Source organism: Lacipirellula sp., from assembly GCF_965279485.1.
Taxonomy (GTDB): Bacteria; Planctomycetota; Planctomycetia; order Pirellulales; family Lacipirellulaceae; genus Lacipirellula.
In genome coordinates this window covers 3,476,899-3,499,819 of sequence record NZ_CBDIIC010000002.1, presented here as the reverse complement: position 1 = coordinate 3,499,819, position 22,921 = coordinate 3,476,899, and the positions used below count along the sequence as shown (strand labels likewise).

The window sequence follows — 22,921 nt, the reverse complement described above, 5'->3', positions numbered from 1 at the left end:
CGATTCGTCCAACGCAGGGGCGAGCAGAATCGACGGTCAGGTCGATTCTGCTCCCTCTGGGGACGATCTCTTCTTCCGTCCGCTGTCTTTTCAGATTCAGCTTCTAGGACGTTCTTTCCGGTGATTTGTTTCGCGGCAAGCTTTTCGCGGCGCCGACGAATCTCTCCTATCGCCCGTGCCAGCAGGGGAATCTCTGATTCCTTCCCGCACTTTGCCGCATCGCGTATAATTCGCGCTGCTCGCAGTAAACTGTTGCTAACGGTCGACTTAACGCTAGACGCGCCGCATGAACAAGTCGAACGCACTGATCGCCGCTCGCGCCTTCGGGCGCTGCCTCGCACTCTTCGCGCTAATCGCCGTAACATTGCTTGGCGGCGTCTGCCAGTCGCAAGAAGCAGCCCCCGCAGCTAATGGCGGCGCGAACGCGCCGCAACAAGGCCTCGCGGCAATGATCGAGGTGAAGCTGCCATTGGGCAGCGGCGGCGAAGCTCCTCTTAAGCAAATGATTACCCGCGCACGCGATCGGCTCGTCGCCGAGAGCCGCCAGCGCGGCGACGGTCGCCGCCCGATTCTGGTACTGCGATTCGACGCCCCAGGCGAATCGGCGGGCGCCGGCAGCCAGTTCGAAACCGTCCTCTCGCTCGCACGGTTCCTCGAAAGCCGCGAGATGGCCGACGTGAAAACCGTCGCCTGGCTCCCCGATTCGCTCCGCGGCCACGGACTGCTCGCGGCGATCGCGTGCGAAGAAATTATCATGCCCGCCGATGCCCGCATCGGCGACGCTGCCGCAGACGAACCGGCCGATCAAGCAATTAGCCGCACCGTGGTCGAAGCCTACCGCGAAATCGCCGACGCCAAACGAACGATCCCCGTCGCGCTGGCAGTTGGTATGACCGACCCCGCCGTCGAGGTGATCCAGATCGAGAGCGACGAAGGCGTTCGCTTCTTGTTGCGCGAAGAGGTCGAAGCTTTCCGCGGCGACAACGAAATCATTTCTGAACGTACGCTGATCTCCGCCGGCTCCATCGGCGAGTTCACCGGACGCGAAGGACGCCAATTCGGTTTCGTGAAGTATCTCGCGGCCGACAAGGCCGACGTCGCCAAGGCGCTCTCGATCCCAATCGAGTCGCTCGAAGTCGACCAATCGCTGATCGCCGATTGGAAGCCGGTGATGATTACCGTGCGCGGCGAAATCACTCCCGCCGCCGTTAGCCAGTTGTCGACGCTGCTGACGACCCATCTCGACAGCGGCGCGAATTGGATCGGCGTCCGCATCGACAGCGTCGGCGGCGATCTCGACGCTTGCCTCACCTTCGCCAACCAATTGGCGGAACTCGACGCCAACGCCATCCGCACCGTGGCATACGTCCCCGTCGAAGCGAAGGGAGGCGCCGCCATCGTGGCGCTTGCTTGCGATCAACTCGTCATGGCGCCCGACGCGACGATCGGCATCGGCCCGGATCTCGCCGAGGCGGGACGCCAGGATAACAACAATCGCAATCTCCCGCCGAATCCGCGGCGTCGCCGGGGCTTCCAGCCTCGCAACGAAATCGACGTGGAAGGCCTCCGCGCCGCCGTCGCTTCCGCCGAGATCAGCCTCCGCAGTTCGCTCGCCGCGAAAGCCAATCGCAGTTGGTCGCTGCTCGACGCAATGATCGATCCGCAGGTCGAGCTCTTCCAGTACCGCAATAAGAACACCGGCGTCGCGCGGTGGATGAGCGCCGAAGAAGCGGGCGAGCTGCGCGACAGCGCCAACTGGACGCAAGGCCCATCGCTCCACGCAGGCAACGAGTTGCTCTCGCTGCGCGGCACGGATGCGCTCGACGCTGGCATCGCGTTTCAAACGGTCGACAACTTCGAGCAACTTGAGCGTCTCTACGGCCTCGACAACGTGCAACACGTCGAGCCGAACTGGGCGATGAAACTCGTCCACGCGCTGGCGTCGCCAGGGCTCGCAACCTTCCTACTGATGCTCGGCCTCGTCGGCATGTACATCGAAATGAAGACCCCCGGCGTCGGCGTCGGCGGGGTCGTCGCCGCGATCGCCTTCCTGCTCTTTTTCTGGAGCAAGTCGCTCGAAGGGACTGCCACCTCGCTGGAGATCGTGATGTTCGTCGGCGGCATCGTGTTGCTGCTGCTCGAAATCTTTGTTGTCCCCGGCATGGGGATCTTCGGACTCGCCGGCGGATTGATGGTGATCTTCTCGCTGATCTTGGCGAGCCAGACCTTCACCTTCCCGACCAGCGGCGCCGAAATGGACGAGATGCGGCAGTCGATGGGAATCGTCATCGGCGCAGGCCTCGGAGTCATCGGATTGGCAGTCGTGCTGCGCCGGTTCCTGCCGAAGGCTCCGATCTTCAATCGCCTGGTGCTCGAACCGCCGGCTCCGGAAGAGCGCATCACGCTTTCTCACCGCGAAGCGATTGCCGACTACTCTCACCTGATCGGCGTCGTCGGCGAAGCGATGACCGATCTTCGGCCCGGCGGCCGCGCGCTCGTGGGCGGACAGTTGGTCGACGTGATCGCCGAAGGCATCCCGCTTGATCGCGGCACGCGCGTCGTCGTCGTCGAAGCCCACGCCAATCGCGTGCTCGTCCGCGCGGCGACGTGAACTATTGGCGGCTCTCCCTAGTCCATTGTCAGTAGCCAGTTGCTGCTGTCGCCAGAACGCGATGCCCATCGACAGCAACTGACCACGGACCACTGGCGTTGCGACCACTTTGCCGCCGCTTGCCGCATCGTGGTAGAATGTCCAGCGTCCTAAAATCGCCGCGCGAAGCACCAGAGAAACGCCTGCCCTATGAATCTGCTCGATCCAATTGGTTGGGCGGTCGTGCTGCTGGTGGTCGGCTGCGGCTTGCTGGCACTCGAAACGTTTATCCCTTCCGGTGGGATTCTTAGTTTCCTCGCATTCGTCGCCGTCGTGGCGAGCACGGTAGTCGCGTTCAATCGCAGCCTCACCACGGGCCTCAGCTTCATGGCAGTCGCTGTGCTGGCAATTCCGCTGGCGATTGGGCTCGCGTTCAAAGTTTGGCCGAAGACGCCGATGGGGCGAGCCATCCTCGGCGATCTTCCGAGCGAAGAAGACACCAAACCGGACGACTCGCGCCGCGCACTCGTCGGCCGCGTCGGCGTCGCTCAATCGCTGATGCTCCCCAGCGGAGCGGTGCTCGTCGACGGCAGGCTGATCGACGCCGTTAGCCAAGGAATCGCCATCGAGCCGGGTCAGCCGGTGGTCATCGTCGAGGTCCGCGCCAATCGCGTGATGGTCCGCCCCGCCGCAACCGAAGAAGCCCAGGCCGCCGCCTTTGAGCCCGACGACGTCCTCGCCCGCCCAATCGAGGAGTTCGGCTTCGATTCGCTGGAAGATCCGCTGGCCTGAAGCGAAGAATCGCCTGGAGGGTGTGAGGGACTCAGGCTCCCCAATTCCATCCGAATTCCGCTATACTGACGCCCAAGCCGACTTTCTCTTTGCATCTCCCCAACGACGGAGCGATTCTCGATGCCTGCATTCCTAACTGGCGCACCGCTGCTGGTGGTCGGGTTCATCGCGCTCATCGCCGTCGTGATCGCCTTCGCGATCTTCGCCCGCTTCGCCCGGCTATGGGTGCAGTCGGTGATGACCGGCGCCGGCGTCGGCATGCTCGACCTGATGCGGATGTGGTTTCGCAAGGTGAACCCCACCGTCATCACCCGCACGAAAATCATGGCGGTGCAGGCCGGCCTCGACGACGACGAAGAACTCACCACCAAGGCGCTCGAAGCCCACTACATGGCCGGCGGCAACGTCCCGCTCGTGATTCGCTCAATGATCGCCGCTCGTAAGGCGAAGATCATCGAACTGTCGTTCCGTCGCGCCACGGCCATCGACCTGGCCGGCCGCAACATCCTGGAAGCGGTCCAAACGAGCGTCTATCCCCGCGTCATCGACTGCCCGCCGCAAACCGGCAAGCGGCTCACGCTCGACGCGGTGGCCAAGAACGGTATTCAACTGAAGGTGAAGGCCCGCGTCACTGTGCGTGCGAACCTCGACCAACTCATCGGCGGCGCCACCGAAGAAACGATCGTCGCCCGCGTCGGCGAAGGCATCGTCAGCGCGATCGGCTCGGCCGAGACGCATGCCGAGGTGCTCGCCAACCCCGACCGCATCTCCCGCGCGGTGCTCGCTCGCAAGCTGGATTCGCAAACGGCGTTCGAGATTGTCTCGATCGACATCGCCGACATCGACGTCGGTGACAACATCGGCGCTCGCCTCCAGGCTGATCAGGCCGAGGCCGACACCCGCGTCGCCCGCGCTCAGGCCGAAGGCCGCCGCGCGATGGCCGTTTCGCAAGAGCAGGAGTACATCGCCAGCATCGAGCAAAACCGCGCCAAGCTCGTTGAAGCCGAAGCGTCGATTCCGAAAGCGATGGCCGAGGCCTTCCGCACCGGCAAGCTTGGCATTCTCGACTACTACAAGCTGAAGAACGTCCAGGCCGATACCGATATGCGGGAGTCGATCGCCGGCACGACCAGCAATCGGGCGTAGGATTACGTTAGCAGCTTCATCCTCAAGCAATTCATCGGCATGCTCGCCTCTCCGCCACTCCTGCTCGCCGACCTCGCCGATCTGCTGCGAGTCGTGATGCCGATCATCTTCGTGGTGATCTACGGCGTCGCTCATCTCGTGGGCGCGATGCAGCAGGAGAAAAAGAAACGCGAGCAATTGGCGCCTCGCCCGAAGCCCGAGCCTGATCCATTCGACATGGGTCGGCCCGCCGGCGCTCCCAATCAACCAGCCGGTGACCGCAGCCGCCCCAATCCGGCTCCCGCGGCCAAGCCGGTCACGTTGGAAGAAACTCTCCGCCGCGAGGTCGAAGAATTCCTCCGGCGCGCGCAGGGGGAACAGAAGCCGAAGCCAGCTACGGCCCAAAAGCGCCCGCAGCAACAACGACAGGCCCCGCCGAAAAAGTCGGAGGAGCCGAAGCTCGAGGAAGTGCAGCCGCGCCGCTTGGTCGATGCCCCCGGATCGCTCACCAGCCGCGCCGCAGAATCAGTCGCCGATACCGGTCGCAAAAATCTGCCCACAGGCGCCGCGGTCGACGCCTACGTCACCGAGCAAATGCGCGGCGTCGCCTCCATCGGCCAGCATGCCTCGCGGCTGGGTGAAGAGGTCGCCCAAGCCGACGACCGTATGCAGGCGCAACTGCAGCAAAAGTTCGACCACCGGGTCGGCACGCTGGCGCCGGTCTCGACCGCAGCCCCCAAAAGCGCCGCGGCGACCGCGGCCCGCGAGTTTCGCGAGTTACTCGCCCGCCCCGGCGGCATGCGGCAGGTAATCATCGCCAACGAAATCTTGCGCCGGCCTGAAGAACGTTGGTAAACGTTTCGATAAGTCTCCTGTGCCGACGGCGATTCCCGGCGCAGCCCATGAAAGCGAGCCACCCATGCCCCTGTACGAATTCGTCTGCCGCGACTGCCAGAAGGAACAAGAACACCTCGTTCGCGGCAACGAAACGCCGACCTGCGACTCGTGCGGCGGCGTGAAATTGTCAAAACTGCTGAGCGTCCCGGCAGTGGCTCACCTTGGCGGCGAAGCGGCGAGCCCTCGGCCCATGGGCGGCGGCGGTGGCTGCGGCACAGGTTGCGGCTGCCACTAACCTCGGGCTCCGCCCGGGGGTCGGCCTGTAGTCGGGGCGACGCTTCAGCGGCGTGGTGCGCGACCCCCGGGCGGAGCCCGGGGCTAGAATTCCACTGTTGCAGTCGATCCACGCCCGCAGCCGGCTTGTGGCGATTTTGCCACGCTCCCCGCCTGAATCCAGGCGAGCCATCAAGCCGCCCCGCCGTCAAATCTAGAGACTCCGGGGCAGGGCTGTTGCGTAGTTCTCGCCCCACGAATCCCCCTCCGGCCGGCGGCGGCCCAGAAAAATCTTCGTACCGCCGCAGCGGATACCCGTATAATCCCTAAGATCAGTCGCCCCTTCGCCTTGCGGCCCGGCATCTGCGGCCGCAAAGTTTGACACCCTTTTCGGGGCCTGATTATACTGCGGTACTACAGGGGATATCTCCTGTCCTGGCAGTGATTTGTGGCAAGATCAGCCAGCCCTCAAGGCTGACTGCGGAACGCCCTTTGCACTAGTCGCTGCCAAGAGAAGTAGGTCGCTAGGACACAACCGTCGCGTGACGGGGCATCGGATGCTCTGCGTGCCACTGGAGGCTATTCGAGCGGTTTGGATTGAACCGGTCGAAGGCGCGTTGGAATCGCCGCCGTAAGGCAGTCGCGTTCCTCACTGGAAAGTGCATCGATGAATCTGCTGGGAAAGATCTTCACTGTCCTCATCTTGTTGGCCAGCGTTGCGCTGATGGTCATCGCGATGTTCGTTTACGCGACGCATCGCAACTGGAAGGAGGCCTACGACAAGGTCAACACGCAGTTGTCCCAGGAGCAGAACGCAAAGGCCGATCTCGAGGCCAAGTACCAGACACAGATTAGCCAGCTTAAGAGCGAGCAAACCGCCGCTCTGCAAGACGTCGCCAAGCTCGAAACGGAGCGCAACGTCATCGTCAGCCAAAACCAATCGATCCAGAAAGAAGTCGACCAACTTCGCCAAGATCAGGCTCAGAGCGTCGCCCTCGTCAAATCGACGGAGGTCAACAATGAACGCTTGATGGAGGAAGTCACGGGCCTGCGAGACGACGTGCGGGTCGCCCAACAAGATCGCGACGAGCAGTTCCACACGACGCTCAAGGCAACCTCGGAGCTCCACTCGGTCGGCGGGCAGCTTCAGCAACTCGAGGAGCGAAGCGCTCAGGTCGTCGCTCAACTGGCCGACGTCACTGCCAAAGCCAAAGAAGCAGGCGTGAACACTGAAGGGGAGTACATTCCCCGCGTCCGCGGCAAGGTTAGCAAGATCCAACGCAACGCCAGCGGACAGCTTATTGAAATCACCATTGGCGCCGACGACGGCGTTCGTCCCGGCCAGACTGTCGAGCTCTTCCGCGGCGATCGTTACCTAGGTCGCGCCGAGATCCTCAAGGCCGATCCCGATCGCGCCGTAGGCCAAGTCATTCGCAAGTTCCAGCAAGGTCAGATCCAAGAGAACGACGATGTCGCAACCAAACTTCGAGTCGGATAGCCCCGCCCCGACCGTCCTGACGAAGAAGTCGGCCTGGAACATCTACACGGCCTTGCTGCTCATCTCGCTGGTCGCGTTGATGCTCGCGTCGCTCTTCTTCCTGCTCGAAATCAACACTTACGGCTTCGGCACGCAGAAGGGCCCACTCAGCATGAGCGTGCCCGCGCCGGCGAACGCCGCTGCATCTCTTTGGACGTAACGCACAGCCTCTAGCCCCGGGCTCCGCCCGGGGGTCGCCTTCCATTCCGGATGGCGACGCCGCGCGTTGTGCCACCCCCGGGCGGAGCCCGGGGCTAGAAGCGCAACCACGCCTCGCGCAATGCAACTATGCTCGCGCTATGCGGTCGCGTCGCTCGCCGTCGCCCGGCCGCCGAGTTCGCGATCGAGATCCAAGAGGGCCGAAGGATCATCCTTCACCATCTTGAACTTGTGGACCACCTCGCGCGAGGTCTTTTCTTCCTCGACCTGCTCGGTGATGAACCACTCGAGCTCCACGAGCGCGGCAAATGCCTTCTCGTTGAACGCCAGCTCGTACAGCCGGTCGATTTGCTCGGTCACCTTCTGCTCTTGCTCGAGAGCCTTCTCGAAGACGCTCGCCACCGAAGCGAACTTCTGCTCCGGCGCTGCGATCGCCTTCAGCTTGATCGGCGCGTTGCGGGCCAGCAGGAAATCGTACAGCCGCATCGCATGGGCGTACTCTTCCTGGCTCTGGATCCGCAGCCAGCTCGCACAGCCGACGAATTGCTCGTGCTCGCACCACGCCGCCATCGAGAGGTACTGGTACGACGAGAAGAGTTCGTAGTTGATCTGGTCGTTGATGGCGTCTTGCACCACGGCATTGAGCATGGCTGAGTTCTCCGCGGTTGGCGTGATCTGAGCGACTGAAAAACAGACGGCGTTAAGGGATTGTAAGTCGTTGTCGGACGTTTGGCGACCGCCGCATGAGCGCAAAAAAAGAGGCTCGCGGTCTGCTGACAGCGAGCCTCAATCTCAATAAGCCGGCGGCCAACTCGAACGAATTCGAGCACCGCGGCAAATTTGTGGGAACGCATTGGCTTTGCGTTCCTCGCCAAGTGGGCCCGACTGGAGTCGAACCAGCACGCCCTTGCGGGCACAAGGCCCTCAACCTTGCGCGTCTGCCAATTCCGCCACGAGCCCTTGGAGTCTGGCCGCCCTAGCGGTTTCCCGCCGCACGCAACCAGATTCGGTAGTCTACCTCGCCCCCCGCGAACGTCAACCCGCTACGCCCGGGAGCCGCGGGTCAACGACCCGCCGGAGCGTCTCAAATCCTCGTTTCCCGCGCGTTAGGGCGGGTTCGTGAATGCTCGCCGCCGACGGCGGCGGCTTTATGGGCGGCTGGCGGGGGTTACTTTTTCTCGGCCTCGGCTGGCTTCTCGTCGGACGTCGGCTTTTTTTCGTCCCCGGTCTGCCGTTCTCGCCAGGGCTTCTTTGCCTCGAACGTCGCCAGTTCGGCCGCCAGTTCCTTCGATAGCTCGTCGACCTTCTCCTGGTTGCCCGCCTTCACCGCAGCTTCGCGTTGAGTCTCGAACGTCTCGATCGCCTTCTTCGACCACTCCGTCGCTTTGTCGAAGTCGCCCGTCTCGGCGTACGCCGCAGCGAGCGTGCTAAGAATGTGCGACTCTTTATTGTCAGTCACTTCGCACGCCTTCGTCGCGAGCTCGACGGCAAGCTTGCCGTCGCGAACATTATCATCCGGCGATGTGGCCAACACCCAGGCGTAGTTGTTTAGCAGGCCCGATTCCTTCGGCTCGACTTCGAGCGCCTTCTTGAAGTCCGCGACTGCTTTCGCATGTTCGCCGATGTTCAGGTAAGCGTCCGCACGACCGCGGAGTGCCGGAAAGTTGTCGCCATCTTGTTCCAGCAACTCGCTATACGCCGCGATCGCCTCGCGCGGCTGGTTAGCAAACAGGTAATAGAGGGCGAGTTGCAATTGGAACTCAGGCTGCGCCTCTTCATCTTCCGTCAGCTTCTTCAGTTCCTCAATCGCTTCAGGAAAGCGCTCCAGGCTCGCGAGCGTCTGCGCCTTCAGCCCATGGGCGACCGGCAATTCGGGGTTTTCTTTCATGACGGTTTCGATGTCCGCCAGCGCCTTGTCGTACTGCTTGTCGTTGAGATACGCCTCCGAGCGGTGAATCAACGGCAACATTAAGCCCGGGTGCATGTCGATCACTTTCGTGAACTGCTCGATCGCCTTGGGGAAGTCGCCTTGCATGCGGTAGATCTCGCCCCGCTGCTGGTAGATCCCCGGGGAACTCGGAGCAATTTCCGCCGCTTTGTCGAGCGCGGCGATCGCTTCGTCAAGCTTCGCCTGCTCGCGCAGAATCGTCGCTTTCACAAGATACGAGCCGGCCACTTCGGGATGGAGTTCGATCACCGCGTCGATGTCCGCCACGGCCTCGTCGTACTTCTTCTGCCGGCTGTAGAAATCGGCCCGCGCGAGCAGGTACTCCGGATTCTTGCCGTCGAGTTCGATGGCGGCGGCGAAATCGGCCTGAGCTTTATCCGGATCGGTCTCGCCCAGCAGCTTCGCCCGCATGATGAGCGATTCCGCCTGCATCTTCGGCGGCATCGCATCAATCCGCTTGTCTTCGAACACCTCGTTCAGCAGCTTGAGCGCCTCCTTCGGGTCGCCCCCCGGCAGCGTCAGCAGTTGGGCAAGCAATACCTTCGCCTGCGGCGGCGCCGAGTCGTACTCAATCGCCCGCTGCAGGTCGGTTGTCGCTTGGTTCACGACCTTTTGCAGATCAGCGTCGCCCAAACGACGCCCGGGCGCCGACTGAATGACCGCCGACAGCTGGGCCGCCCGCTGCATCAGCGTCTCGACCAGCATCTCCTCGGCGAAGTCGTTGTTGTCGACGTCGAGCCCCTTCTGAATCGCCGACTCAAGCAGTTCGACCACTTTGTTCAGGTCGCCCATATCCTCGGCGGTGACCTTCACCCGCATCGCTTCGTCGAAATCCTCCTGCCCGTTCCCTTCGGCTCGGACAGTAGGAGCGCTAACGACGAGCGACACGACAAGCGACATGGCCAGCAGCCACGGGCAACGTTTCATAGGAAACCTCAGGGCGGGGAGTCAGCGCCGGCGACGAGCGATCCGCTGCCGCCAGCGGGAATTTTGAAGGGACGCCCCCATTATTACGGTTTCCAGCCCGCCTGACCACGCGAAGTCTTGAAGTGGCAGAGCAGGGGGGCGGGAGCCTTTGCCACTGGAGGTCTTCCATGCGAAGCCGTCTCCCCAGTGGCAAAAGGCTCCCGACCCCTTCCGCGCCGCCACCCACGCGCGGCACAATACGCGCATGGACGTGATCAACCTCGCCGACGCCCCGCCGTTTACCACCAAGGACGGCTCTGAAATACGCGAACTGCTGGCCCACCGCAACTCGGTCATTCGCAACCAGAGCCTCGCCGAAGCCCGCATTCCGTCCGGCGAAGCGACGGCGCCCCATTACCATCCACAGGCCGAAGAGATTTATTACATTCTCGAAGGCCGCGGGCGCATGCAGATCGAAGACGAAGTCCGCGAAGTCAGCCCCGGCGACGCCGTCGCGATCCCGCCGGGTCTGCGACACCAGATCACCAACATCAGCAAGGAGCCGCTACGCTTCCTCTGCTGCTGCGCCCCCGCCTACGAGCACGCCGACACCGTGATGGTCGACAACTGGCCCTAGCATTGCACAGCATCAAAGCGAGCCGGGGCGTCCCCGCCCCCGGCCGGAAGCCAATCGCGCCGGGGTCGAGACGACCCGGCTCACAAAATTTAAAAACACCAAATCATAAATCCTTCCCGGAGCCTCTCATGTCTTTCCGCACCGAACGCGACACCATGGGCGAAATGCAAGTCCCCGCCGACGCCCTCTACGGCGCCTCGACCGCGCGGGCCGTCGACAACTTCCCCGTCGCGCTCGAACCAGTTCCCGCCACGGTGATCCACGCGTTCGGATACCTCAAAGCCGCCTGTGCGCAAGCGAACCAAGAACTCGGCAAGCTCGACGCGAAGATCACCGAGTCGATCGTCGCCGCCTCGCTCGAAGTCGCCGCGGGAAAGCACGACAAGCAGTTCCCGGTCGACATCTACCAGACCGGTTCCGGCACCTCGACGAACATGAACGCCAACGAGGTGATCGCTAACCTCGCGAACGAACATCGTGGCATCGGCCTCGGCGCCAAGAACGAGAAGGGCGCCGTTCACCCGAACGATCATGTCAACATGGGGCAGTCGTCGAACGACACATTCCCCGCCGCGATGCACATCGCCGGCGCCGTGCAGATCAAAGAGAAGTTGATCCCCGCGCTCACCCGCTTCGCCAATGAGCTCGAAGCGAAGGGCAAGGAGTGGGACGACATCGTGAAGATCGGCCGCACGCACTTGATGGACGCGACGCCGATTCGCGTCGGCCAGGTTTTCGCCGGCTACGCCGCCCAGGCTCATTATGCCGTCGTCCGTGCAGGGCGTGCGCTCGCTCGCCTCGAAGAAAATATGCCGATCGGCGGCACCGCCGTCGGCACCGGCATCAACACGCATCCGGAGTTCGCCAAGCGCGTCTGCGCCGCACTCACGAAGCAACTTGGCGTCAACTTCCAGGAAGCGGAAGATCACTGCGAGGCCCAAGGCGCCAAGGATTCGTTCGTCGCCGCTCACGCCGAACTGAAGACAATTGCCGTCTCGATGACGAAGATCGCCAACGATATCCGCTGGCTCGGCAGCGGCCCCCGCTGCGGTCTATTCGAACTCCTGCTCCCCGAAACGCAGCCCGGCAGCTCGATCATGCCCGGCAAGGTGAACCCGGTCATCGCCGAGTCGATGATGATGGTTTGCTGCCGCGTCATCGGCAACGACGCAGTCGTCACCACCTCGGCGCTCGGCGGTATCGGTTCGCTATTCGAACTGAACGTCGCAATGCCGGTGATGATTGACGCCTTCATGGAATCGGTAAAGCTGCTCGCCAACGTCGCCAACGTCTTCACCGACAAGCTGCTGGCCGGCCTGCAAGTGAATGCTGACCGCTGCAAGTCGCTAATCGACGAATCGCTGATGATGGTCACGAGCCTGGCACCGGTGCTCGGCTACGAGAACTGCGCGAAGCTCGCGAAGCAGGCGTTCAAAGAGAACAAGACGATCCGCCAGTTGGTGAGTGAGCAAAAGCTCATCGAACCAGCGGAACTCGATCGCCTGCTCGACCCCGACAGCATGACGCGGCCGGGCTGAGGCGGGCGTTCTACGGCGATCTCCCCATTCCACATTCAGCATTCCCCATTCGAGCGCCGCTCCGGCCGGTCGTTGACCGGCGGCTGCTAGCTTGCGTGGCAATCCAGCGAAGCTGCGCAGCCCCTTCCGGTTTTTCCCGAAATTCCGGTCACGCCAACTTTCCGCAGCGACCGATACAGACTCAACGCGAACTCGGCGCATAGCGCGCCGAGTTCGCATGGGCTTATCGAACTGTCGCACTCTTCGCGGACTGGCCGAACATGGAATTTCACAACGCCACTCGATTCAACCGGGTTGCCGGAGCTTTGCTAGCACTGGGCGTCGTCGCCACGGGCGCTGGCGCTTTCGCTGACGAATCGAACATCTCGTTTGTCAGCGACGAAGGCGTCGAACTCCAAGAACCGGCCGGCGAGCCGATCGGCGCCAGTGATCTGGTGATCTTCGCCGACGACAGCCAGCCCGCCGTCGTAGCGACGCCGGCCCCTGCCGCTCAGCTCGCTCCATCAGCTCAGGGAACCCTGTCGGTCGTCGCCAACAGCGGCCGCCAAGCTCCATTGGCGCCAGTCGCTGCTCCGGCAGCCGCTCCTACAATGACTCCCGAAGGGGCGGCGGCGTCACAAACGATGCTCGCCGACGCCGCCGTCACGCCGGCTGCTCATCGTCGCGGCCAGCCGTTCAACGGACAATCGAATCGCCGCGGCGGCATGAGCTCGCCGACGCGCCAACAGCCACAACGTCAGCCGAGCGCCGACGACTTCGTCGCCGTCACCGATCAAGACCTGCCGTCGCGTCCGCTGCAGGCCGCCCCAGCAGCGCCAACCGTCGCTCCGCGGGCTCCGCAGCAATCGGCTCAATCGTCCGATCAGCTGCTCGTGAGTTCCTACCAACTTTCGCTCACCGCTCAGAGCGAAGCCGAGTACTCGCAGATCATCCGCGACTGCGCCGCGGCCATGCGAGGCAACTCGAATCCTGAGAATCGCAAGTTCGGCCACGAGCTCTCCGCCTGGGCGCTCAACCGCCGGGGTCAGGCCCGCGCCGATCAAGGTCAGTTTGATCTCGCCCTCGCCGACTTCCGCGCGGCGCTCGAGTTCGATCCCAACTGCTGGCGCGCCTACCACAATCGCGGCGTCAGCCTCGCGCAAGCAGGCCAGTTCGCCGAGGCGTTCGACGACATCTGCCGCTGCATCACGATCAATCCGAACTTCGCCAAGGCCTACTCGAATCGCGCCACACTGTACCTGCAGGCTGGCGACGTCGAACGCGCCGTCTCCGACTACGAGTCTGCCCTGCGGTTAGAGCCGCAACTCACGCAAGCCCTCGTCGGCTACGGCCGCCTGTGTCACATGACCGGCCGGTTCGAAGACGCCCTCGTCAACCTCGACCGCGCGATGGCAGGAACCGACGTCACCGCCGAAGTCTCTTGCAGCCGCGGCGATTTACTCGTCGACCTCGGCCGCTACAGCGACGCCCTGAAAGATTATGCTCGGGCGATCGACCTCGATCCGCAGTTCGAGCACGCCTACCGTAACGGGGCATGGTTGCTGGCCACTTGCCCGGACGATTCGATCCGCGACGCGAAGGCGGCGCTCGCCGGCGCCAACAAGGCGCTTGAATGCGGCTACGGCGATCGGTGCGCCGCACTCGACACGCTGGCTGCCGCTCAGGCGAACGCCGGCCAATACCGCGAAGCGGTCGCCACGATCAACCAAGCGATTCAGATCGCGCCGCCGCAAGCCCGTGAGGCGTACGAAGAACGCCGCGCGATGTACCAAGCGGGCCAACCGTTCCGCACCGAACCGGTGTCGGACGTGCAGACAGCCGACTTCGTCGAAGGCTAGTAGCGAGGGTGATGATCAGGGATCCGTGATCGGTTATCGGTGGGCGACGAAAACGCCGTCGGCATTTCCCGATCACCGATTACCACCCCCGCTACATCAGCCACCAATCGCCCGACCAAATCACCCACGCTCCCAACATGCCGTTGGTCACGGCGTGCGCGGCGACGCAGTCCCAAATGTTCTTCGTCCGGATCATCAGCCACGTGATCAGACTGAACCAGACGAACGCGGCGAATAGCTCGGCCGGGTGCATCAGCATCGGGAACGCCACCGAGGTGATCAGCCCCAGCTTGTCGACGCGACCGAAGGGGATCTTGAACCAGTCGACGTCCATCACGAAGCGGATCAAGAAGCCGCGGGTGAAGAACTCTTCGATGATCGGCACAATGATCGCGAGCCCGAACAGCCGGATCGCCAGGAACTGGTAAGCCCACGTCGGGTCGCTCTGCAGTTTCTCCAGCGGGTTGTAGGCAGTCCGCTCGCCCAGCCCCAGCACGCTGCCTAGGCCGATCGGCACGAGCAGCTTTTGCTCCAGATGGAGCTTGCAGATCCCGATCCACAGCACGGCGCCAACGGCGCCGACCAGAATCGAGATCCAGTTCAACTTCAGCGGGAAGCTCAAATACCCTGGCAACACCAGCAGCATCGTCACGACGGTCGCGATGATCTTGATGGTGTAAACCCTGGGATAGTACGTGTACGGCATCTGGACGTAGCCTTTTTTGTCCAGCTCGACGTCGTCGCCAATCACGTGTCCATCGGCGTCGTGTCGCCGACCGTCGCTGCCGGGGATGCCGATCGGCTCCCCCGTTTTTCCCAGCTTGGCGGTCTCGCCCGGCTTGGGCTGCTCGAATTTCTTCGGCGGCCCCGGCTCGAACATGCCAATCAGCATGAAAACCACGAACGGCAGCACGAAGGTAATGGCAGGCCAGCGGCCCCAGACTCCGCGCGGCAGCGGCGGGGCGCCCCCCTCGAACAGCCACCGCTTCGATTCCGGGATGTTGTCGCTGACCGGTGCTTCCATGGAAATCGTGTTCCCGCAACGAGATAAGAGCCCTGCGGCCCATTTTCCGCAGGCCGCCTCAACGCCCAGTGTAGTCAAAATCGATCTTTGCGATTGTGCGCCGTTGGCTTAATCTGACGCCGTTTCCCGCGACCTGCGGCAACCCCGGCACCCAGCCCCGAAAACCGGCAAAAACCGCCCCGCAGGGACTAGTCGCTCCGCCCCCGCTCCGTAAAAATGTAGGATCGTCCCCGCCTCGGACGGGAGAAGCTATCTGGAGCCTCTCCCGGCTCTTGATCGTTCGTGCCCTCGGCGACCTGTCACCGCCGCGGGACCAACCAACAGCGGTTCCACCCGCGTCGCACTGCGCACGCGGTCGAGAGAACCGACCCGACAACTCTACTTTACTGCCTTCACCGGCGCCTCGACTATGGACCTTCGCAAAGTACGCAACATCGGCATCTCCGCTCACATCGACTCGGGCAAGACGACGCTCAGCGAGCGCATCCTGTTCTATGCCGGACGTATCCATAAGATCGAAGACGTCCGCGGCGGCGGCGATGGCGCCACCATGGACTTCATGGAGCTGGAAAAGGAGCGTGGCATCACGATCACCTCCGCCGCCACCAGCCTGAAGTGGGAAGGCCACTCGATCAACCTGATCGATACCCCGGGCCACGTCGACTTCACCGTCGAAGTGGAGCGCTCGCTCCGCGTCCTCGACGGCGCCGTCCTCGTGCTCTGCTCCGTCGGCGGCGTCCAGTCGCAGTCGATGACCGTCGATCGCCAGATGAAGCGCTACAACGTGCCGCGCCTCGCGTTCATCAACAAGATGGACCGCACCGGCGCCAATCCGGAAAGCGTCACCAAGCAAGTCCGCGAGAAGCTCGGCGCCGACGCCGTGATGATGCAGATCCCGATCGGTCGCGAAGACGAATTCAACGGCGTCGTCGACCTGATCACCATGAAGGCGTACTTCTTCGACGGCTCGAACGGCGAGAAAATCCGCGTTGAAGCCATCCCGGCCGCCCAGGCCGAGGAAGCCGCCGAAGCGCGCACCCACATGCTCGAAGCCCTCTCGATGTACAGCGACGAGCTGATGGAACTCCTCCTCAGCGAAGGCGAAGTCACCGAGAAGCTGATCCACAAGATCGTCCGCGACGCCACGATCAACCAGGGTTTCACCCCGGTCTACTTGGGCTCCGCCTACAAGAACAAGGGCGTCCAGTTGCTGATCGACGCGGTCACGCGCTATCTGCCCAGCCCGCTCGATCGCAAGTACACCGCGATCAACCCGAAAGAAGCGACCGAACGAATCGCCCTCGAAAGCGATCCGACCAAGCCCTTCGTCGGCATGGCGTTCAAGATCATGGACGACGAATTCGGCCAGCTCACCTTCGTCCGCGTCTATCAAGGCACGGCGAAGAAGGGCGAAATGTACATCAACCAACGCACCGGCAAGCGCGATCGCTTCAGCCGTATCGTGAAGATGCATAGCGACAAGCGCGAAGACATCGAGCAGGGCGAAGCTGGCGACATCGTCGCCATCATGGGCCTCGACTGCGCCTCGGGCGATACCTACGCCCCCGAAGCCGGCTACGCGACGCTCGAAAACATGTTCGTCGCCGAACCGGTTATCAAGATGTCGATCAACCCGCTGACTCGCGAAGGCATCGATCGCCTCGGCAAGGCCCTGCAGCGCTTCCGCAAGGAAGACCCGACGTTCAACGTCTTCACCGACGAAGAAACGAGCGAAACGGTCATCGCCGGCATGGGCGAGCTCCACTTGGAAATTTACGTCGAACGCATTCGCCGCGAATACCGCGTCGAAGTCGAAGTCGGCGCCCCCAAGGTTAGCTACCGCGAAGCCCCCACGGTCCCCTACAACTTCAACCACACCCGCAAAAAGCAAACGGGCGGTTCGGGTCAGTACGGCTGTATCATGGGCACGATGGGTCCGATGACCGACGAAGAACGCGCCGAAGCTGGCGCCGAATTCATGTTCCTCGACAAGGTCGTCGGCGGTCGCATTCCGAAGAACTTCATCCCCGCCATCGAAAAGGGCGTGCGGAACATGCTCGTCAAGGGCCCGCTCGCCGGCTTCCCGGTGGTGAACCTGAAGTTCGAACTGAACGACGGCAAGTACCACGACGTCGACAGCTCCGACATGGCGTTCATGCTCACCGCGCAAGAACTGCTCCGCGAAGAGTTCGGCAAGATGAAGCCGGCTCTGCTCGAGCCGATCATGCTCGTTGAAATCGAATGCCCCGACTCCTTCCAAGGCAGCGTCGTCGGCAACGTCAGCAGCCGCCGCGGCATGGTCACCAGCACCGAGACCCAAGGCAAGATGTGCAAAATCATCGCCGAGGTTCCGCTGGCCCAAACCTTCGGCTACTCGACCGACCTGCGGTCGATGACCCAAGGGCAGGGGACGTTCACGATGGAACTCTGCAAGTACGCCCCCGTGCCGGGCAACCTGCAGCAAGACATCATCGCCGAACGCAAAGCCGAACTGCAGCCTGCCTAGTAGCCGCGGGTCAACGACCCGCCGGAGCGAAACTTCAAAGACGCTCCACCAACGGCGATGCACATCCAACGAAAAGCGAGCCGCGGGGTTCATCCCCGCGGCTTTCTTTATGCGCTTCTTAGAGCCCCCTTAGCCCCCGGTTCTTCAAACCGGTGGCGTTCTCACGCCCCGCCAAACGTAAACGCCCGGCCACAGCGCCAACGCAACAAACGCGGACAATCCCCACAAAAACTCCACACTCAACTTCCGCGGCTCTGCCTTCACAAGCTCCGCCTTATCTATTGCTTCGCCCCCGTCGATGGTCAGCAGCGCGGTCGCTAATTCCCTGGACAGCGGCGCCGACAATGATCCGAGCCGGCCGTCCGCGTAGACCACGAAGATGAGATTGTAGACGTCAACGTCATGGCTGCCCGTACGCGGGCCCTGGCCCGTGAGGACGTCGACCGCTTCGTCAAATGACAGATCGCGAGGTTCGGCCCAATCGACGCTTCGCCCCGGCGCTTCCATCAGGAGAATCGTGTTGGAAGCCCCATCGGTAATTTCATCGATCTTACGCTTCCCATCCGCCGGCCACGCCGTCCTTGGCCCAACGACGGCAAAGTAACTCGTCGCCGGCCCGTGCTGATGATCGGCCGGACATTGCTGGAATTCAAGCAGAGTCTGCGCGGCTGCCGCGTTGGCCGAATCGTCCCATGGCAACCGCAAATCAAACTTGCCGTACAATCCCTTCAAGTCCAGATAGGGCAAGACTAGCGTGCGCCAACTATGAAGAGGCTTCCCCGCGGGGTCGCGCAGCGTGACGGGCGGCAAAGTCCCGTTGGCCGATGCGTACTCGCGTATACCAGCCGCCCAGAACTTGAGATTCACGAGGCAAAGTTGTCGTTGCACGGCGCGGTAGGCGGCAGGCGTCGCCGTCGGCAACAGCAGTTGAGTCGCTCCCACAATGCAGGCCGCCCCGAGGCCCCATAGCATCGGCCGACGTCGAGGCCTCCCGTCGCTAGTCCATAGCCAGAACCACATCACGCCCACGGCGCGAGCAATCCCCCACGCGCCAAACGTCGCCATCCCCGCCGCAAGCAGCGCGAACACGTACGCGATCGTGCCTAACCGAAACTTCATCAATTGCCCCCATTGGCCCCTGCTCCTTCAAACCGGGGGCTCGCGCATCACAAGCCGTCAAGATCCACTTTACGGCCGCGGGCGGCGGAGCACAAATCCGTAAACTTTCTTGCTGAAATCGGCCACTGAAGTCGCTAGGCTGAGGTCTGGCGCAGAGGTTTCGTGCGCGTCGTTCGGCGCAGCGACGTTCAACTCAGCTGGGTTTCGTTGAACTCAGCGCACCCTTCCGGCCTGACGCAATCCCAGATTAGCTGTCCGGTCAACGACGGTCGCACGACAACACACGACGCTCGCAACCGACCGCCGCCCAACGACTTAGCAGCAATTCAGTCGCCTTACTGTCGCCTAAAATGAAAAAAGCGACACGACACGACAGCATATCGAACCGCGTCGCGATGAACGGCAGTCGCCGTAAGAGTCGAGACTTGAGTTAGTTAAACCAGACCGCAAACAGCCCCAGCTGCCCGCCGAAGACTTGCTGCACCTCGCGCCACATTTCGGCGCTGGTGATCGGGCCGGCTTCCAGATACGGAATCGCCGCGCTCCCTTGGACCCACAGGACCAAATCGAATTCCTGCGGCTTAAGGAACACCTGCTTCAGATTGACGCCCCGGCCGTTGGCGGGGCGCCAGAACGGGATGAGCTTTTTCCCCTCAAGGATCGCTTCGCATTCGTCAAGCACGGTGTGCCAGCCGCCGATCATGTCGGGCGAAACGGCGACGCCGGGTAGGGCGGCGTTCTGTTGCTTGGGGCTTGGGATCCATTCGCGGTCATCGTCGGTTTCCGCTTTGATCGCCGTCCACATCAACCGGCTTTGTGCGATCATTTCGAGCAAGTGAGCATGCGACGACTTCAGCCGCTCCGGTTCGATCACCGGCAGTTGGATCAGATGAACGAACGCGACGCCATCGAGAATGCTACTGAAGTCAAAACCGCCGCGAGATTCAGACTCTCGCGGAAGCGCCGGGAAAGGAGTCTTAGCCGTCGGAAAGAAGAACGGCGCCGTGTAGTCGTGCAGCTTCTGCGAATCATGCGCGAGGAAGAAATCGCAAAACGCCTGCAGCACGTGGCAGTAGCCGCGGAGCCAATGGACGTCGCCCGCATCGAATGCGATGACGAAGCCCTTGGCGTCTTCCTCGGCAGCCGGCGCGCCAGTGACCTCGGCGAAGATTCCCCAGAACGATTCCGATTCATCCGCCTTACCGTCGGCGTTGAAGTCGATGCGGTACGAACCAATCGCGAGCGGCAGCTTCACGTCGGCCGACTTGATTGGCGCCAGCGTCTTCTCGGCCTTCGCCAGGCCAGCGGAGAAGTCACTAATGAGCTTGCGGAAGTCGGCGTTCGTCAGCGGCGTCGGCTTCGGATTCGGCGGAATCGGCAACCGCACGAACGGCAAGTTGGTCGTCCACTCGGGATCGAGCCCATAACGGTACAGCCCCTGCAGAAGTCCCTCGAACGCCCGCAGTGCCTGCACCGTGCCCAGTGCAAATCGAGCGTCGTCATCCTTCGCATCGGCGGCGACGGCCCCCGCGAGTTGCTTCTCCGCCTCGGCCCACTTCCCGTCTCGCAGCAGCGGCTCGAACGAAGAAACTTCAATCGCCCGCGATACGCCAGCGCTCGCGACCATCAAACCGCACGCAATCAGCCCAACAACGAACGCACGCATGGAAGATCCTCAAAGTAGCCGCGGGTCAACGACCCGCCGGAGCAGTTCACAAAAAGCACTCAGAAAGAGTTCGCTCAGGCAGCCGAAACATTGCCGCCCTGCGATTAGCGAAACGTCACCCCGCACGCCCGGCGTCATGCTCACGGCAGTATGCCATCATCTCATCAACGCTCATGCCCGACTTGTCGATCCGCACAATCCCGCCGGCCGCCGGTGCTGGCGCCGCGGCAGGTTTCGGAGCAGCTGCCTTGGCCGGGGCAGGGGCCGCCGCTTCGGCCGGAGCCGCAGCACCGGCAGGTTTCGCTCCCGCGCGGGCCGCAGCGAGGATGTCGGCCACCGACGCCTTCGCGCCGCCCGCCGGCTTCGCAGCCGGGGCAGCCCCCGCAGGCTTCTGGGCGCCTTGCTGCCGCGCCATCTCTAGCGGCGATAGCTTCTTCCCGCCCGCATCGGCGACGGCTGCCTTCGCGGCCGGCGCTGCGGCGGCCCGCTTCGTTTCGGCCTGAGCCTTCGACTCGGCCGTCGGCTTGTCGACCACCGTCAGCGCGCTCAAGTCGATGTCGAACCACCCGATATTGAGGTGGTAGTCGAGGAACTCGACGAGCGCTCGGCCACTCATGTTCACCGTCTTGACCTGCCCGACGTAATGTTGGAACCGCGCCAGCTCGGGGCGCCCCGGGTCGACGACGACATACTTGTCGGTGTACTGATGCTTAAGCGCTTCGACAGATTCAGTGAACGTCGCCATCCGTTCGCTCCGCAAGAACTGGTGACCGCCGAGGCGACTGCAGAAAAGCGTCCGCGGCCGTCGCCATGCCGCGGTCCCGTGATTCTCCCCGAAAGCCGACCGCCATTCAAGCGAGCAATCGCCCTTCATTGCCCCCACCGCAGCCGCAATCCATAATCAGTCCCCAGCCACCCAGGCACTCGTCACCCACCGAATCCACGAGGAATCGTCATGTCGAAGCGTGCATCCGCCACCCTTGCCTTGCTGCTGTCGCTCGCCGCGTCGGCCGCCCCCGCCCAGGAATACCTTAACGGCATCGAGTGGCAGGAACCGCCCGTCGTCACCCCCGGCGAAAAGTGCGGCGAAGCTCCCTCCGACGCCGTGATCCTTTTCGACGGCAAAGACCTCTCCGCCTGGAAAGGCGCCGAGACGTGGAAGGTCCAAGATGGCGCCATGGTCGTCGGCAAGCAGATGATCGAGTCGAAGCAAGCGTTCGGCGACAGTCAGTTGCACATCGAATGGTCGGCGCCGACGCCGCCGGTCGGCGAGAGCCAAGGCCGCGGCAACAGCGGCGTCTTCTTCGGCCCGTACGAACTGCAGGTGCTCGACTCGTATAAAGCGAAGACCTATTTCGACGGCCAAGCCGCGGCGATCTACAAGCAAACGCCGCCGATGGCCAACGCCATGAAGGCCCCCGGCGACTGGAATACGTACGACGTCATCTGGACCGCCCCGCGGTTCAAGGACGATGGCTCGCTTGAATCGCCGGCGTACATCACGGTGCTGCACAACGGCGTCGTCGCGCAGAACCACTTCCAACTGCTCGGCAACACGCCGTTCAACGAACCGCCGAAGTACGTGAAGCACGACGTCAAGCAGCCGATCCGCCTGCAAGACCACGGCAACCCGGTCCGGTTCCGCAACATTTGGATCCGCGAAACGAAGCCGGCGGAAGGGAAGCAAGTCAAAGAGCCGTTCATCCGCAACGGCGACAAGGAAACGCCAGTGAAGAAGGCGAGCTAGTCGTCATCAAAGCAGCTCGATGGCGTAGCGCCAACGCACGGTCGTTGGCGCTACGTCGCCGGGCGTGATCTCGCGGACGATCGCGATCTCAGCGTCGCTCTCTTCCATCCGCGGCGCCACCGATTGATCGCTGAGCGGCAGTAGCTCAAACCGAAATCGCTCGACGCGCACCGCTTCAGCGGTCCGCGCGTACCGGCTCACCATCCGCGCGAGCCCCGCGCGCTTGATCCGACACGCTGCGTCGAAAATCAATCGCGGCGCCTTCGCCTCGGCATCGGGCTCAACGATCAGCGACCAATGGTTCGCCCCCGACATACCGACGAGCGCGGCTAAATGCCCTTCGCGATCGGCCAGCGGTTGCACATGCACCGACTGCAGCGCGGGCGACTCCGGCGATTCTTCGCCGCCGACTAGTTCTTGCGAGCGAAGCAGCACCGCCTCGCTTCCGCCGACATTCACGGCCACCACACGATGCCCGACACGATCGCCCAACTGCAGAAACTCCACCCGCAACCGACGCCCGCCGACGGCGAGCGATTCGATCTGAGCGATGGGCGGCTTCTCTTCCATTGGTCAGTTAAGAAGTCTCTCGCAGAGGCGCGGAGGCGCAGAGGGTATAGCTACTGACTTCTCTCGTCTTCACTCTGCGCCTTCGCGCCTCTGCGAGAGATCCGTATTG

At 62.8% G+C, this 22,921-nt stretch carries 19 protein-coding genes and 1 tRNA gene; 12 read left to right on the top strand and 8 right to left on the bottom strand.

Translation table 11 applies throughout. From position 1 onward, the window contains the following. Positions 1–286 precede the first annotated feature (286 nt). The 7 genes from ACQY7R_RS21600 (at position 287) to ACQY7R_RS21570 (ending at position 7,314) form a co-directional block, all read left to right on the top strand. Entirely contained in the window at positions 287–2,611 is a 2,325-nt protein-coding gene (locus tag ACQY7R_RS21600) for a hypothetical protein (protein WP_428307624.1), read from the top strand. A 189-nt stretch (positions 2,612–2,800) separates the two neighbouring features. Beyond that, positions 2,801–3,382 carry an NfeD family protein gene (locus ACQY7R_RS21595; RefSeq protein WP_428307623.1) on the top strand — a complete coding sequence of 194 codons (582 nt, stop codon included), beginning with the start codon at positions 2,801–2,803 and terminating at the stop codon, positions 3,380–3,382. A gap of 120 nt (positions 3,383–3,502) precedes the next feature. Beyond that, positions 3,503–4,528 carry a flotillin-like protein FloA gene (floA, locus tag ACQY7R_RS21590; RefSeq protein WP_428307622.1) on the top strand — a complete coding sequence of 342 codons (1,026 nt, stop codon included), beginning with the start codon at positions 3,503–3,505 and terminating at the stop codon, positions 4,526–4,528. Positions 4,529–4,567: 39 nt separating this feature from the next. Then, positions 4,568–5,362 (top strand): hypothetical protein, encoded by a 795-nt coding sequence (locus ACQY7R_RS21585; protein WP_428307621.1) that lies wholly within the window; start codon positions 4,568–4,570, stop codon positions 5,360–5,362. Between the two features lie 64 nt (positions 5,363–5,426). Further along, positions 5,427–5,639: an FmdB family zinc ribbon protein gene (locus tag ACQY7R_RS21580; RefSeq protein WP_428307620.1), complete on the top strand. Its 213-nt coding sequence runs from the start codon at positions 5,427–5,429 to the stop codon at positions 5,637–5,639. 645 nt (positions 5,640–6,284) lie between these two features. Then, entirely contained in the window at positions 6,285–7,115 is an 831-nt protein-coding gene (locus ACQY7R_RS21575) for a hypothetical protein (protein ID WP_428307619.1), read from the top strand. Continuing rightward, positions 7,087–7,314: a hypothetical protein gene (locus ACQY7R_RS21570; RefSeq protein WP_428307618.1), complete on the top strand. Its 228-nt coding sequence runs from the start codon at positions 7,087–7,089 to the stop codon at positions 7,312–7,314. Before ACQY7R_RS21575 ends, ACQY7R_RS21570 begins: the two co-directional genes overlap by 29 nt. 137 nt (positions 7,315–7,451) lie before the next feature. On the opposite strand, the gene ACQY7R_RS21565 is transcribed toward ACQY7R_RS21570, so the two are convergent. From ACQY7R_RS21565 to ACQY7R_RS21555, 3 genes are all read right to left on the bottom strand, one after another. Further along, positions 7,452–7,961 (bottom strand): ferritin, encoded by a 510-nt coding sequence (locus ACQY7R_RS21565; RefSeq protein WP_428307617.1) that lies wholly within the window; start codon positions 7,959–7,961, stop codon positions 7,452–7,454. A gap of 228 nt (positions 7,962–8,189) precedes the next feature. Beyond that, positions 8,190–8,273: transfer RNA gene (locus tag ACQY7R_RS21560), tRNA-Leu, on the bottom strand. Positions 8,274–8,481: 208 nt separating this feature from the next. After that, positions 8,482–10,188, bottom strand: a complete 1,707-nt coding sequence (locus ACQY7R_RS21555; protein ID WP_428307616.1) for a tetratricopeptide repeat protein — start codon at positions 10,186–10,188, stop codon at positions 8,482–8,484. A gap of 148 nt (positions 10,189–10,336) precedes the next feature. On the opposite strand from ACQY7R_RS21555, the gene ACQY7R_RS21550 reads away from it, so the two are divergent. The 3 genes from ACQY7R_RS21550 to ACQY7R_RS21540 all read left to right on the top strand — a co-directional run bounded on the left by ACQY7R_RS21550 (position 10,337) and on the right by ACQY7R_RS21540 (position 14,180). Next, the gene (locus ACQY7R_RS21550; protein WP_428307615.1) at positions 10,337–10,804 is read left to right on the top strand and encodes a cupin domain-containing protein; all 468 of its coding nucleotides are present in this window, start codon (positions 10,337–10,339) and stop codon (positions 10,802–10,804) included. Between the two features lie 128 nt (positions 10,805–10,932). Further along, positions 10,933–12,342 (top strand): class II fumarate hydratase, encoded by a 1,410-nt coding sequence (locus ACQY7R_RS21545; RefSeq protein ID WP_428307614.1) that lies wholly within the window; start codon positions 10,933–10,935, stop codon positions 12,340–12,342. A gap of 260 nt (positions 12,343–12,602) precedes the next feature. Next, entirely contained in the window at positions 12,603–14,180 is a 1,578-nt protein-coding gene (locus ACQY7R_RS21540; protein WP_428307613.1) for a tetratricopeptide repeat protein, read from the top strand. Positions 14,181–14,271: 91 nt separating this feature from the next. On the opposite strand, the gene ACQY7R_RS21535 is transcribed toward ACQY7R_RS21540, so the two are convergent. Then, entirely contained in the window at positions 14,272–15,204 is a 933-nt protein-coding gene (locus tag ACQY7R_RS21535; protein ID WP_428307612.1) for a CAAX prenyl protease-related protein, read from the bottom strand. A gap of 409 nt (positions 15,205–15,613) precedes the next feature. On the opposite strand from ACQY7R_RS21535, the gene fusA reads away from it, so the two are divergent. Then, the gene (gene fusA / locus ACQY7R_RS21530) at positions 15,614–17,710 is read left to right on the top strand and encodes an elongation factor G (RefSeq protein ID WP_428307611.1); all 2,097 of its coding nucleotides are present in this window, start codon (positions 15,614–15,616) and stop codon (positions 17,708–17,710) included. A 144-nt stretch (positions 17,711–17,854) separates the two neighbouring features. Here the strand turns inward: fusA and ACQY7R_RS21525 are convergent, their stop codons facing one another. The 3 genes from ACQY7R_RS21525 to ACQY7R_RS21515 all read right to left on the bottom strand — a co-directional run bounded on the left by ACQY7R_RS21525 (position 17,855) and on the right by ACQY7R_RS21515 (position 21,240). Further along, positions 17,855–18,829: a DUF1559 domain-containing protein gene (locus ACQY7R_RS21525; RefSeq protein WP_428307610.1), complete on the bottom strand. Its 975-nt coding sequence runs from the start codon at positions 18,827–18,829 to the stop codon at positions 17,855–17,857. A 430-nt stretch (positions 18,830–19,259) separates the two neighbouring features. Next, on the bottom strand, positions 19,260–20,495 hold the full coding sequence (locus ACQY7R_RS21520) for a hypothetical protein (RefSeq protein ID WP_428307609.1): 1,236 nt from the start codon (positions 20,493–20,495) through the stop codon (positions 19,260–19,262). 115 nt (positions 20,496–20,610) lie between these two features. Then, positions 20,611–21,240, bottom strand: a complete 630-nt coding sequence (locus ACQY7R_RS21515) for a hypothetical protein (RefSeq protein ID WP_428307608.1) — start codon at positions 21,238–21,240, stop codon at positions 20,611–20,613. Between the two features lie 210 nt (positions 21,241–21,450). Between ACQY7R_RS21515 and ACQY7R_RS21510 the strand changes: the two genes are divergently transcribed. Continuing rightward, positions 21,451–22,242 carry a 3-keto-disaccharide hydrolase gene (locus ACQY7R_RS21510; protein ID WP_428307607.1) on the top strand — a complete coding sequence of 264 codons (792 nt, stop codon included), beginning with the start codon at positions 21,451–21,453 and terminating at the stop codon, positions 22,240–22,242. 6 nt (positions 22,243–22,248) lie between these two features. Here ACQY7R_RS21510 and ACQY7R_RS21505 read toward each other — a convergent pair whose 3' ends face one another. Next, entirely contained in the window at positions 22,249–22,812 is a 564-nt protein-coding gene (locus ACQY7R_RS21505; protein ID WP_428307606.1) for a hypothetical protein, read from the bottom strand. Between the last annotated feature and the right edge of the window lie 109 nt (positions 22,813–22,921).

What these genes read in the sequence shown, in the direction of transcription:
- ACQY7R_RS21570 (WP_428307618.1), top strand. Translation starts at nt 7,087, where the DNA reads ATGTCGCAACCAAACTTCGAGTCGGATAGCCCCGCCCCGACCGTCCTG.
- ACQY7R_RS21585 (WP_428307621.1), top strand. Translation starts at nt 4,568, where the DNA reads ATGCTCGCCTCTCCGCCACTCCTGCTCGCCGACCTCGCCGATCTGCTG.
- ACQY7R_RS21580 (WP_428307620.1), top strand. Translation starts at nt 5,427, where the DNA reads ATGCCCCTGTACGAATTCGTCTGCCGCGACTGCCAGAAGGAACAAGAA.
- ACQY7R_RS21515 (WP_428307608.1), bottom strand. Translation starts at nt 21,240, where the DNA reads ATGGCGACGTTCACTGAATCTGTCGAAGCGCTTAAGCATCAGTACACC.
- ACQY7R_RS21600 (WP_428307624.1), top strand. Translation starts at nt 287, where the DNA reads ATGAACAAGTCGAACGCACTGATCGCCGCTCGCGCCTTCGGGCGCTGC.
- ACQY7R_RS21520 (WP_428307609.1), bottom strand. Translation starts at nt 20,495, where the DNA reads ATGCGTGCGTTCGTTGTTGGGCTGATTGCGTGCGGTTTGATGGTCGCG.
- floA (WP_428307622.1), top strand. Translation starts at nt 3,503, where the DNA reads ATGCCTGCATTCCTAACTGGCGCACCGCTGCTGGTGGTCGGGTTCATC.
- fusA (WP_428307611.1), top strand. Translation starts at nt 15,614, where the DNA reads ATGGACCTTCGCAAAGTACGCAACATCGGCATCTCCGCTCACATCGAC.
- ACQY7R_RS21575 (WP_428307619.1), top strand. Translation starts at nt 6,285, where the DNA reads ATGAATCTGCTGGGAAAGATCTTCACTGTCCTCATCTTGTTGGCCAGC.
- ACQY7R_RS21540 (WP_428307613.1), top strand. Translation starts at nt 12,603, where the DNA reads ATGGAATTTCACAACGCCACTCGATTCAACCGGGTTGCCGGAGCTTTG.
- ACQY7R_RS21505 (WP_428307606.1), bottom strand. Translation starts at nt 22,812, where the DNA reads ATGGAAGAGAAGCCGCCCATCGCTCAGATCGAATCGCTCGCCGTCGGC.
- ACQY7R_RS21555 (WP_428307616.1), bottom strand. Translation starts at nt 10,188, where the DNA reads ATGAAACGTTGCCCGTGGCTGCTGGCCATGTCGCTTGTCGTGTCGCTC.
- ACQY7R_RS21545 (WP_428307614.1), top strand. Translation starts at nt 10,933, where the DNA reads ATGTCTTTCCGCACCGAACGCGACACCATGGGCGAAATGCAAGTCCCC.
- ACQY7R_RS21510 (WP_428307607.1), top strand. Translation starts at nt 21,451, where the DNA reads ATGTCGAAGCGTGCATCCGCCACCCTTGCCTTGCTGCTGTCGCTCGCC.
- ACQY7R_RS21535 (WP_428307612.1), bottom strand. Translation starts at nt 15,204, where the DNA reads ATGGAAGCACCGGTCAGCGACAACATCCCGGAATCGAAGCGGTGGCTG.
- ACQY7R_RS21565 (WP_428307617.1), bottom strand. Translation starts at nt 7,961, where the DNA reads ATGCTCAATGCCGTGGTGCAAGACGCCATCAACGACCAGATCAACTAC.
- ACQY7R_RS21525 (WP_428307610.1), bottom strand. Translation starts at nt 18,829, where the DNA reads ATGAAGTTTCGGTTAGGCACGATCGCGTACGTGTTCGCGCTGCTTGCG.
- ACQY7R_RS21595 (WP_428307623.1), top strand. Translation starts at nt 2,801, where the DNA reads ATGAATCTGCTCGATCCAATTGGTTGGGCGGTCGTGCTGCTGGTGGTC.